We start from the raw sequence: 11,965 nt of genomic DNA on the forward strand, positions 1-11,965 counted from the left end.
GTATTTTGCAAATTCGCCCAACACCAGCCATCGCCTCCGCATCCGCTCCGGCGAGTTTAAGGAAGGTGACTCCACGACCATCTCCTGATGGTGAATATATTTTTTGACTCGCAAACTTCCCGTCTGGTCATGGCTGAACGGAAATTGTCATTAGTAACTTGTCGATGTGGTGCAGATAGTTGTTTGTTGCCAGAATTTGTCAGCGCGTGGGGATGTCAGAATATTCAGAGCTACGGAGAAGAATGCAAATACAATCCAGAAACTAGCAATTATACTGGGGGTATTGGGCTGAAACGGACTTACATTCAAATCGAAAGCGTCCTCTGGCATTAACGCGGCGCGGAGGGAGATCACCTGAGCGAGCGGCGCGAGTGAGGGAAGCTCCCGCAGCTATGGCCGCGTTGCCCTCGTCATGCTAAGGAATTTGGAAAGCCCTTTTATGGGGTGCTTCGGAGGGGATGCAAGGGGGGCCGCGAAGGGGGCGCAGCCCCATAACCGGCCCCACCTTGCTGCGCGCCGCACAGGCGTCCCAAACTTCGCTGGCGGGCGTAACCCTGCGCCCGAAGGGCAGCAACCACTCACAACTCCACGCCACGCAGCAAAAACGTGCGCCTCGCAGGCATCCAAAAAAGAGGCCAGCACTCACGCGCTGACCTCTTCCAATTGCAACGCACCGTGCGTTGGCAATGGCGATCTGTCTTAAGCCATGTGCTTGAGAGAATTGTTGTAGATGCGCGCCACGCGTTCCCTCGTGCCTTCCACTGGCGCAACGGAAATCAGCAGACCCAGCGAGGGCGTCTGTTCCACCAGGTCGCAGAATTTGTCCATATCAGCAGCGGTCACGCCGAGGTCTTCAAGCTTTTGCGGCACACCCACGCTGGCAAGCCACTGTTCCACAGCCTTGGCGGCCTGCGGGGCTTCTTCCGGCAGGCCCTTGAGGCCGGGAGCCAGGGGCGCAAGAATGTGCGCCAGCACATCGGGCCGGGCGGGGTAGCATTCCAGAATGACGGCGGGCAGCAGAACGGCAAGGCCAAGCCCATGCGAGAGGTCGGGGCTGACGGCGCTCAGGGGGTGTTCCAGCGCGTGCGTGAAGTGCAGCAGGCCGTTATCAAAAGCCACGCCCGCCTGCATGGCGGCGTAGCACAGCTGGTAACGGGCCTTGAGGTCGCCGGGGTCGGCAAGTGCTACGGGCAGCCACTGGTGCACCAGCCGGATGGTCTCTGCCGCCAGCGAAATGGCAAAGGGGTTGGTGACAGTGGTGGTGGCGGCTTCCACCACGTGGTTGACGGCGTCAATGGACACATAACGCGTCTGGTCGGGCGAAAGCCCGGTCATGAGCGCGGGGTCGTCAATGGCAAAGCGGGGGTAAATGCAATCGTATGCAATGGCGGGCTTGTAGTTAAGCTTGGTCACAGTTGCCACGGCAAAGCGGTTCACTTCGCTGCCGGTGCCGTGGGTGAGGTTGATGGCAATGATAGGCAGGGCCGCTTGCGGCGTAAAGCGGTAGCAGTACAGATCATCGCCAGTCTTGCCGGGATTTGCCAGCAGGATGGCGGCGCTCTTGCCGCAGTCGATGGGGCTGCCGCCGCCAATGGCCAGCACTGCGCCCGCATTGACTGAACGGCCCAAGGCTGCGGCCTCGTCCACGCTGTCAGTGGTGGGGTTGGGGGTAACGCGGTTGTAGAGCGCCAGTGTGACGCCGTGCTTTTGAGCTGCGGCTTCAACTTTGTCCCAAGCGCCGGTGATTTTGTATGAGCGCCCGCCGCAAACGCAGAGTATGGACGTGATGCCCTCGCTCTTAAGTTGGGCGAGGATGTCGTCTATTTTATCAATGGCCCCAACCCCCAGATAGGTTGTTGTCTTAACGCGAATTTCCCGCACATTTTTGTAATCGGCAGCTTGATCCCACATATGATCCTCCAGAGTGCTATGGCACGTATCCGCCGCGGGGGCGGGTTGATTGAAATTTTGTTATTTTTTTCACATAAGATGTTTATAAAAGCTTTCAGGCAGATAGTAAAGCTCTTTGAGCGCACAAACATTTTTTCACGCAAATTTGATAAGCGGGAGAAGCCGGAGCCGGTATGCGGAATATACGCTGCACAGCGCGTCGAGAACTTTGAGGGGAGGAGGTGTTCCTGGTGAGTGCGGAGCCGCCATCAAGGTTTATGGCATGTCACCACGTGCAACACACTGAGGCAAAAAAAGGAGGCTCCCTTGCGGGGGCCTCCTTCAGTAATTCAGAGAAACTGCTCGGCAAGGATTTTTTGAAAAATACTTGCCGCAAAATGCGGGCAGACAGGCTTTTGCCCGTCGTAAGCGAGCATTTCAGGTCTTAATTGCTTAAAGCCCGCGCAGCATCTTGACGGAGCAGAATTTGCCGCACATGGCGCAGACTTCTTCTGTCTTGTGGTCTTCGCGGCGTTTTTCGAGCATCTGCGGGTCAAGAGCGGCCTTGGACATGGCTTCCCAGTCCAGAGCCTTGCGGGCTGCGTTCATGGCAGCCTCGCGGGCAACGGCGGCGGGGCGGCCAAGGGCCACTTCGCCCACATGGGCGGCCACGCGTGAGGCCATGACACCAGCGCGCACGTCCGCCTCGTCAGGCAGGGTGAGGTGTTCGGCAGGGGTGAGGTAGCACAGAAAGTCCACGCCAGCCTCAACACCCATGGCGCCGCCGATGGCTCCGGCAATGTGGTCATAGCCGGGGGCGCTGTCGCAGCACAGGGGGCCGAGCACATACAGGGGGGCATTGTTGGTCAGGCGTTTGATGCCCTGAATCTGGGTACGCACCTGATTGAGCGGCACGTGGCCGGGGCCTTCGATCATGCATTGCACGCCGCGTTCAAGGGCGTATTTTGCAAGCTGGCCCAGATTGATGACTTCTTCCCACTGGGCGGCATCGCCAGCGTCCACGCCCGCGCCGGGGCGCAGGCCGTCGCCCAGCGAAAGGGTGACGTTGTAGGGGCGGCAGATGTCCAGCAGGCGGTCGTAGTATTCCAGCAGCGGATTTTCGCGGTTGTTCTCAAGCATCCAGCGGGCGAGCATGGAGCCGCCGCGCGAAACAATGCCCAGCACGCGGTTGTTCTTGACGGCCATTTCAGCGCCGCGCTTGGAAAGGCCGCAGTGCACGGTGATGAAGTCCACACCCTGCTCCGCCTGCTTGGCGATTTCGGCAAACAGGGCATCGGGCTGCATGGTGGCGATATCCAGCTCCGCGTCCAGAATCTGCTGGCCCACGGCATAGAGCGGCACGGTGCCAAGCGGCAGGGGGCAGGCCTTGAGCATGCCAAGGCGCAGGGCGTCAAGGTCGCCCGCGATGGAAAGATCCATCACGGTGTCGGCTCCGGCATCAAGGGCGGCCTTGATTTTGCGTTCTTCCGTAGCGGGGCAGTTGCACAGGGGCGAAGTGCCGATGTTGGCGTTCACCTTGATGCGCGAGGGCTGGCCCACAAGAATGGGCTTGAGGTTGGGATGCACGGGGTTGCCCAGCAGCACCATTGTGCCCGCCTCGATGGCTTCAACAATGGATTCGGGGGCGAGTTGTTCTTCCTCGGCCAGAGTGGTGAGGTGTTTGTCCAGCAGGCCGCTCAGAGCGGAATTCTGCGAACGAAAAGATGCAGACATGGTTGTGCCTCGCGGGTTGCGACGCAGGGCGCAAAAAAAAGCCACAAGCAGCGGAACAGCGTCGTGGCCGCGGCTTCCCTACGGCAGTGCGAACTGCGTCAGGTTCATAGGGTCTGGGTTTATCCCACTCTCAGCCGCCAGATCTTGCGATCCGCGGCTCCCCTAGCACTGGTTACATGAATACTCCGTATGCCATCTGCTGTAAAGCCCGCCCTGCCATGCCTTGCATTTACCAGTTGCGGCTGGCATAGACGAGCTATGGCAAGAAAACGTTTTTTGAGTCCCTTCACCTGGCCGGTGTTGTCATTCCTTGCGGTTATCGTTGCAGGGTCAGTACTGCTCGGCCTGCCTGCGAGTTGGGCCAAGGGCCAGAGCATCAGCCCCATAGACGCCTGTTTTCTTGCAACCTCGGCTGTCTGCGTTACCGGTCTTTCGCCGCTGGACATAAGCGAGGTGCTCAGCCCTTTCGGCAAGGGGGTGCTGCTATGCCTTATCCAGACCGGCGGGCTGGGGGTCATGACCTACACAAGCATCATCTTTCTGCTGTGGCGCAATAACGTGCCCTTCAACAGCCGCGAAGCTGTGAGTCAGGCCTTGCTGTGGGGTGATTTCAGCCTTGCCGCATTTTTGCGGCAGGTGCTCGGGCTGGTTTTTGGCATTGAGGCTGTGGCCGCATTTCTGCTCTGGCTGCACGACCCTGTTTTTTTCTACCCGTTCAGTGCCGTGTTTCATGCTGTTTCGGCCTTCTGCAATGCTGGCTTTGCCCTGAGCACAACCAATCTGGCTCTTTTTCGGGACGACGTGGCCGTCAATGCCGTTATTGCGGCCAGTGTGGTGCTGGGCGGCATAGGTTTTGGCGTACTGCGAGAATTTCTGGGCATCTGCACGGGAGGGCGCATGGGCGCGCCTGTGCGCCGCCTCAGCCGTTTTAGCCGCCTAGTGGTCAAAACAAGTCTTTTTATTATTGTTCTTGGCTGGGTGGTCATGTTCGCCATTGAGTTCTGGCGGGGAAGCGTACCAAGGACTGTAGATGGATGCGCCGACCTTGCCATCACCATGTTTTTTCACTCGGTGGTGGCGCGTACCGCAGGCTTCAGTTCCATTGACCTCGCCGTGCTGGGCGATGCCACCCTGCTGGTGTTGATAGCCCTGATGTTCATCGGCGGTGGCCCCGGTTCGTGCGCAGGCGGCATCAAGGTTGTGACCTTTCGCGTGCTTGCGGGCTACATTGCCGCACAGTTCCGGGGCGACAGCCAGATTGTGCTGGAAGGGCGCGGCGTGTCGGCAGAGAACGTCAGCCGGGCGCTGACCCTGTTTTTTGCCTACTCCATGCTCGTGGGAATTTCTGTCTTTCTGCTTGCCATAACGGAAGGCGACGTTATTGCCGGAGCAGGCACTCAGGCCGCGCCCTTTTTGCGCCTGCTGTTTGAAGAAGTTTCGGCACTCGGCACCGTGGGACTTTCCGTCAATCTGACGCAGGATTTGAGCTCTGCGGGCAAGGGAATCATAATTTTCAGCATGTTTGCGGGCCGGGTGGGCATTTTGAGCCTGCTCATGGCGGTGCAGAGCCTGCGGTCAAAAAAGGCCTACAGCGTGGCAGAGGCCCAGCTTCCCATCGGGTAGGCGAACTTGCCCGGTCGTGGCCTGGCGGTCAGAGAGGTAATTATGGCGGAAAAGAAACTGGAAATCGGCGTTATCGGCCTTGGCAAGTTTGGCCTGCGCATGGCCTCCACCCTGGTATCGCTGGGGCATACAGTGCTTGGCATTGATATGTCCGAGGTCAGGGTGCAAAGGGCGGAAGAAGCGCTGGATACCGTATACAAGGCCGATGCCACCAATATTGCCGTACTGCGGTCGCTGCACGTGCAGGATCTGGACTGGGTGGTGATCAGCGTTGGGGAAAGCGTGGAACAGTCGCTGAGCATAACCCTCAACGTGCAGGAGCTGAACGGCCCCAAGATATGGGTCAAAGCCTCCAACGAAGAACACAAAAAAATTCTGCAACGCCTGCACGTTACCCGCGCCATGGTGCCGGAAACAGAGGCTGCCGTCATGGCGGCCCACCAGTTGACCCACCCCGGCATGCTCGACCTTATCCCCAAGTACGGCGGCATTGCCATTCAGGAGCTGCGCGTGGATGCGTGGGACGGGAAAACCCTTATTGAATTGAACCTGATGCAGCAGTTCAATGTCATGGTCATGGGGATTCGTCCGGCGGGAAAAAACGCCTTTGTTTTTGTGCCGCCCGCCACAACAATTCTGCACAAGGGTGATTCTCTGGTTGTGGCGGGAAGGGCCGATTCCATGCACATGCTCAAGCCCTGAGGCATGACGGAACCGTTTCGGAATTCATCCCTTCGCCTAGCCATATTGTCGGATATGAACAAAAACGGCCTTCCCCTGAACCGGAGAAGGCCGTTTTTTGTGCCTTATCCCTGACGGGCGGGGCGTGGTTTACCCACATAGAAAATGAACGCGCCCAGCATGACAATGACAGCGCCGGACAGGGCGTTTTTTTCCGCGCCGGAAAAGGCGATGAGGCAGAACATGCAAGCGCCGAGTGATGCCGCAACCTTGAGCCATGCGGCCCGGTTGCGCAGGCCATACCGTTTGAGCAGCGCCAGAGCAGAGTAGTAATAGGCCGGGAGCGTCAGCAGCACTGCCACGCTGGTAATGCTGTTGAACAGATCCTGCGTGTCGCCGGAGCGGCTGACAATCATCATTAGAAGCAGCATGGCGCTCATCATGCAGGCTGAAAGAATCAGCCCCGCCACGGGCTGGCCCTTGGCGTTTTTTCTGCCAAAGATGGGCGGCAGGGTGCCGTCCTGCGCGGCACGGCAGCCAGCGTTGGAAACAAGCATTATCCATGATCCCAGTGAGGCCAGGCAGGCAAAGGCGGTCACTGCCGAAACCATGTCCGGCACCAGATGGGCCAGAGGCAGCCCTGCGCAGATATGGCCCATGGCCAGCGAAAAGGGCGCCCCGGATTCTGCCATCTGCTTTGCGGGAAACATGCCCGATATGGCCGTGCAGGAAAGTATGTACACAAACCCGGCCAGAGCCGTGCCAATGAGGGTGGAAAGCGGAATGTTGCGCTTGGGGTTGTCCACCACGGCTGTGTTCACCGAGGCGCTTTCAATCCCTATGAAGCTCCAGATGCAAAGCACGACGGCGCTCATGACTGAGCTGCCCGCTGGTTTGCCTCCGGCAAGCCAGTTGGCGGAAAACACCGCAGGGTCAAAATACAGCCAGCCCACGGTGCCCGTGATGAATACGGGGATCAGCAGCAGGACGACCCCGATGGAAACAAGCCTGCCTATCCAGGCCGCGCCGAGAATATTCACGCCTGTGAATATCCAGATGAGGGCCAGCGATGCGAAGCCAGCCCACAGGGGATGCTCCAGCGCGGGAAAGAATACCGAAAGATAATCCACGCCAGTTATGGCTACGGCCAGATTGCCTATCCAGTTGGCGTGATAATAGAGCAGGCCCGTCTGATAGCCCAGCTCCGGCCCTATTTCGCTGGCATAGGCAATGGGGCCGCCCTCCTGCGGGTCTTCCATGCCCAGCCGGGCAAATACATAGGCCAGACCCATGGCTCCCAGAATGGCCACAAGCCAGCCGATGACTGAAATGCTGCCGATGCCCGCAAGGTTTGCGGGCAAAAGAGCAATGCCAGACCCCATCATATTGCCCGCCACCACCGTGATGCAGGCGAAAAGGCCAAGTTTTTTCGTGCCGGGCGTGGTCATGGCTGCCGTCCTTTTGCTGCGGTTAAAAAGCGCTCCCCGGCGTTTCGGGGTAAAAATCATCGGGCATGGCTATTTTTTTATGCACAATACGCTGAAGTATTTTTTGCCGTCGCGTTCTATGCGCTCTACGCCGTGGATGTCGCTTTCATAACCGGGAAAGGCATTTTCAAAGTTCTGGCGCGCCTCAAGATAGGCAAATATGGGTTCCGCAACCTCGTTCATCACCTCGCCGCCCATCATGACGGGAATGCCTGGCGGATAGGGCACAATCATGACAGCCGGAACGCGCCCGCGCAGGTCGGCCAGTTCCACATATTCCACATTGTGGCGCACCACTTCATGGTAGGCTTCCGCAGGTCGCATGACCTGATCAGGTATGCCCTGAAAGGCTGCCTGCATCTTGTCCAGCAGCTTGTGTTCGCGGAAGTGGCGGTGAATGGCGTTGCTGTGGTCTCTGAGGCCAACGCCCTTGTATGTCTCAGGAAAGGCGGCGTATAGATCAGGCAAGGCAACGCTCAGCGGGGCATTGGCGTCATAGAGTTGCTTGAATTTGAGCAGGCCCGAGATGAGCGCCCCTTCCTTGGCCTTGGTGGTGCCGATGGAGTTGAGCAGCAAAAAGGAATAATAGTCGGTTTTTTCGCACACAACGCGGTGCCGGATCAGGTAGTTGGTGACAATGGCAGCCGGAATGCCCGTATCCGCCATTGTGCCGTCTTCCGCAAGGCCGGGCGTGATGAAGGTCAGCTTGATGGGGTCAAGCATGACGTAATCCGGCTCAATATCGTCAAAGCCGTGCCAGTTGTTGGCGCTGTCCAACACCCAGGGGCGCTGGTTCTCTGCCAGATATTCGGCGGGCACTTCCAGAAAGTCATGCATGCCTTTCTGGTAAGGAACCCTTCTGGGCTGCCACATGCTGAAAAACCAGTCGCCCCTGGCGGTCATTTCCCGCTCCATGAGGGTGATCTTGCGGCGGATGCGAACGGCCTCGGCAATGGTGTCATGCAGCAGCACCTCGCCGTCATCGTCCATCATCTTGGTAGCCACATCAAGCGACGCGATCATGTTGTATTGCGGCGAAGTGGAGCCGTGCATCATGTAGGATTCGTTGAGTTCATCGCGGTTGATCCGCACATGCGTGCCGTGCTTTACGTGCAGCATGGAGGCCTGTGAAAAGGCCGTGAGCAGCTTGTGGGTGGATTGCGAGCAGAAAATGGGCGGATGATCGGCCACATTGTCGGCATCCGTCATGCCATAGTGGTTCTCATACATGGGGCTGAATCGGGCGTAGGCGTACCATGCTTCGTCAAAGTGCAGGTTGTCCACGCTCTTGCGGAGCTGCTTCTTGATGTTGGTTACGTTGTAGCACAGCCCGTCATAGGTGGAATTGGTGAGGGCGGACATCTTGACCCGGCTGCTTTTCAGCTCGTCAGGAATCAGTTTGTTGGCTGCGATTTTTTTGTGGATGCTTTTTTCTGAAAATTCGGAAAGCCTGCACGGCCCGATGATGCCGCGCCGGTTGCGCCGCGGCGTCATATACACGGGGTAGGCCTCGGTAATGACCATGGCGTAGTTGAGCGATTTGTGACAGTTGCGGTCAACAAAGGCTATGTCGTCGCGCAGCACCTGACTGCGCCAGATGATCTGGTTGACGTTGGAGGTGCCGTTGAGCACATAAAAAGTTATGTCCGCCCCAAAGACTCTGGCGGAATTTTCTTCCGCATCGCCAACCGGGCCGTTGTGGTCAAGCAGGGAGCCAAGCTCGGGCACAGAAATGGAAAGGTCGGCGCGGAAGACGTTTTCGCCAAAAAACTTGTGCATGGCCACGCCTGCGGGGCTTTTGAGAAATCCCTCGCCGCCCATATGCCCAGGCGTGTGCCATGCGTATTTGTATTCATTGGCGTAGCGGGCCATGCCACCGAAAAAGGCCGGATACACCGTTTGCAGGTAATCGCTGACCAGCACTTCGATGCGCCCGGCCAGAAAATCCACGGTATCTGTTATCTTCCAGATGCAGTCGTCCACCTTGGAAAGAACATCCGTGGGCAGATTCTCCAGTTCGGAATGGTCAGTAAGCAGCACGACCGGGATGGTTTTGTTGCGCTGGCGGATGCCCTCAAGCAACTCCGCTGCCGTTGCCTGCTCGCCGGGGTCTTCGCACTGGATGTCCCAGTCTATGATAACAGTTCCAAGGTCTGCGCGGGATGCAAAAATATTTATTGCGTCTTCATATCGCAAGGATATGAGAACAGAGCATCCCTTGCTTTCCACAAGCTGCTTTTTCAGGTCACGCAGCCTGCAACCTTCATCTGTTGCCGCATCAAATTCACCAGAAACAATCAGTACAGGCCATTCATGCTTATCTATGGGCATTGGCGCGCTCCTTAGCATTACAGCGGCAAGTAGAGGGTGTGCGCAGCCGGGGATGCCTGCGCATAATGAAGGTGTGTTGTGCGGACTGCATGCCTATCTATCTGTTTGTCTTTTTTCGCTCAAAGTATAAACTTTGTCCATTTGTGTTTGGCCGAGGTTCACTGAAAATTGTGCATTTTCAGTGAGGATTTGTGCAATGATCTAGCATGATCTTGCAGTAATCTCTGAATATTCTTTATATGCTGCAACGATTGCGCAGTGGCGGCTGGGTGCAATATCTTGCGAGAAGAGCGGGTAAGATGGTCAGTCTGTAGGCAGGATTGCGCATGCTTGCGCGCGGGGCAAGGGCGAGACGTGAGGATATCAGCGACTGGGGGAGGCGTCGTCGCCGGGAAGCGCCCACCAGGGCAAGCCCCGCCATGCGGCATTAAGCGCCTTTTCATGCGCGGGCCATTGGGGCGAAAAGCGGGCGAGCTCCTCCCTGTAAGCCGGGGAATGATCCATATGGCGCAAGTGGCACAGCTCATGCCAGCACAAGTGCTCCAGCAGCGGGGCAGGCAGAAGCAGGGCGCGCCAGTTGAGGCTGATGCGTCCCTCCGGACATGCAGGCGCAAGGGCTGTGTCGCCTTGGGCAAAGGAGGGAGCGGCGTCATGTGTGGCGGGCAGGGGCGGGGTGGAAAAAAAGTTGCGGATGCGCGTGGTAAGCTGTTCCAGTGATCTGGGGCGACCAAAAATCCCCTGTGGCAGTTTTGACCGCTGCGTTGCGGGCTGAGGGGTGTATCCCCGGCGCAGACGGGAGCAACTGCCCCAGCGTCCGCTCTGATCCCGCACGCTCACACCCGCAAGGGCAAATCCTTCCGTGGTCGCAAGCTGTTGCAGATACAGCGGCAGCAGGCGGGCTGCTTTTTTGCGGCACCACTGACGCAGGGCCTGCGCGCATAAAGATATGTCATCTACGGCGCCGTACAGGCGCACCTGATCCGCATTTTCCACCAGTAACAAGCGCCGTGCGCCGTTGGCAACCTGCACTGTAGCGGTCTTGGCGGTTTGCGCCGTGGCGGCTTTGCGGCCTGCTGCCATGTCGCCACTGGGCGTGACGGCAAAAGTTTCGCCCGTGAGCGGCAGGGTGATGCTGGAAGGTAACTGGGGGGCGGGCACCCTGCGCAGCAGGGTTGTGCGGGCGCGCTCCAGCCAGGGCAAAAAGAGCGGCAGGCTTGAGTGAAGCTGTGCTGGCCCCATGGTCAGCGGGATAGTCAGCACAAGGTCGCCCCGAGGCGTGAGTGACAGTTTTGCCCTGCGTGCACGAGGTGAAAGGCGCACCGAAGCCGTCAGGCGCGTGCCATCGGCCAGGGTAAATTCTACCGTGTCGGGCAGATCGTGCAAGGGGGCGGCAGAGACTTTGCGGGCAGGCATGCGGCAACGCTGCCATAGGAGGCCAAGGCTGTAAAGACTGCCGCGGCATGGTTGTTGCTCTACTACCTGCGGAAAGGTGCATCCGGCAGGTTTTGCCGGGTGCAAACCCGTTGGGCAGCCGCACCCAGGGTTTCTATGGGGGAGCCACTATTAAAAATGATGCGGCATTTCGCAGCTAAGATTACTGCGGGGGGCGTCATATGAGTACCACAGGGATTGGCAATCTGTTGGGTTCCAGCAGCGCTGAGGCCGTTTACAAGGTTGGTCTGGGGTCGAATACCATCCGCACGCGCAGCGATTCGTCCGATTCTGGCGACACCGTTGATATTTCTGATGAAGCCAAGAAGCTTTTTTCTGAAAAAATCCACATGTACGACAAGGGCTCGTCCACGGCTACGACTTCGCAATCTGCGGAAAACAAGGGTGATACGTCTGCCGAAACTGCCGATGGTGAAACCGGCGAAGCTGGTGGCGGAGGTTCGACCAAGGCCGGTGGCGCAGGCGGTGGTGGCGGTGGTGGTAATGACAGTTCTTCCAATGCTGTCGAGAATATCAAGAAGCAGATTGCGGCCTTAAAGAGCCAGCTTTCCAGCCTGGCCAGCCATGCTGGCAGCGGCAGCAGCACTGCGGTGGAAAGTAAAATCCAGTCGCTCGAGTCCCAGATTGCGGCTCTCGAAGCACAGCTTGCCGAGGCCGAGTCGACTTCTGCTTGACATAGGAATGATTCCTAATTAAAGTGGTTCAACAAGAGGGGCACTTTTGCTCGTGCCCTTTTTTGCAGTTGCGCCAATAGGCGCGCAGCCACC

The 11,965-nt window shown here is 58.1% G+C and carries 8 protein-coding genes and 1 riboswitch; of the genes, 3 read left to right on the forward strand and 5 right to left on the reverse strand.

Annotated features, from left to right (window positions below):
• Nucleotides 1-699 precede the first annotated feature (699 nt).
• Together RDK48_RS11955 and thiC are read right to left on the reverse strand one after the other, a co-directional pair.
• A complete protein-coding gene (locus RDK48_RS11955; protein ID WP_298992292.1) occupies nt 700-1,911 on the reverse strand; it encodes an iron-containing alcohol dehydrogenase in 1,212 nt (403 codons plus the stop codon).
• Between the two features lie 432 nt (nt 1,912-2,343).
• Complete coding sequence (gene thiC / locus RDK48_RS11960) at nt 2,344-3,624, reverse strand: phosphomethylpyrimidine synthase ThiC (protein WP_298992294.1); 1,281 nt, start codon at nt 3,622-3,624, stop codon at nt 2,344-2,346.
• Nucleotides 3,625-3,682: 58 nt separating this feature from the next.
• A riboswitch (TPP riboswitch) is annotated at nt 3,683-3,798 on the reverse strand.
• Nucleotides 3,799-3,813: 15 nt separating this feature from the next.
• Here thiC and RDK48_RS11965 point away from each other — a divergent pair.
• Together RDK48_RS11965 and RDK48_RS11970 are read left to right on the forward strand one after the other, a co-directional pair.
• Nucleotides 3,814-5,247 carry a potassium transporter TrkG gene (locus tag RDK48_RS11965; protein WP_366125074.1) on the forward strand — a complete coding sequence of 478 codons (1,434 nt, stop codon included), beginning with the start codon at nt 3,814-3,816 and terminating at the stop codon, nt 5,245-5,247.
• Between the two features lie 42 nt (nt 5,248-5,289).
• Complete coding sequence (locus tag RDK48_RS11970) at nt 5,290-5,949, forward strand: TrkA family potassium uptake protein (RefSeq protein WP_298992301.1); 660 nt, start codon at nt 5,290-5,292, stop codon at nt 5,947-5,949.
• Between the two features lie 104 nt (nt 5,950-6,053).
• On the opposite strand, the gene RDK48_RS11975 is transcribed toward RDK48_RS11970, so the two are convergent.
• The 3 genes from RDK48_RS11975 to RDK48_RS11985 form a co-directional block, all read right to left on the reverse strand.
• Nucleotides 6,054-7,376: an amino acid permease gene (locus RDK48_RS11975; RefSeq protein WP_298992306.1), complete on the reverse strand. Its 1,323-nt coding sequence runs from the start codon at nt 7,374-7,376 to the stop codon at nt 6,054-6,056.
• A gap of 69 nt (nt 7,377-7,445) precedes the next feature.
• A complete protein-coding gene (locus RDK48_RS11980) occupies nt 7,446-9,746 on the reverse strand; it encodes an Orn/Lys/Arg decarboxylase N-terminal domain-containing protein (protein WP_298992309.1) in 2,301 nt (766 codons plus the stop codon).
• Between the two features lie 363 nt (nt 9,747-10,109).
• Nucleotides 10,110-11,159, reverse strand: a complete 1,050-nt coding sequence (locus RDK48_RS11985; RefSeq protein WP_298992312.1) for a M48 family metallopeptidase — start codon at nt 11,157-11,159, stop codon at nt 10,110-10,112.
• 200 nt (nt 11,160-11,359) lie between these two features.
• Between RDK48_RS11985 and RDK48_RS11990 the strand changes: the two genes are divergently transcribed.
• A complete protein-coding gene (locus RDK48_RS11990; protein ID WP_298992315.1) occupies nt 11,360-11,872 on the forward strand; it encodes a FlxA-like family protein in 513 nt (170 codons plus the stop codon).
• Nucleotides 11,873-11,965 lie beyond the last annotated feature (93 nt).

Source organism: uncultured Desulfovibrio sp., from assembly GCF_902477725.1.
Taxonomy (GTDB): Bacteria; Desulfobacterota; Desulfovibrionia; order Desulfovibrionales; family Desulfovibrionaceae; genus Desulfovibrio.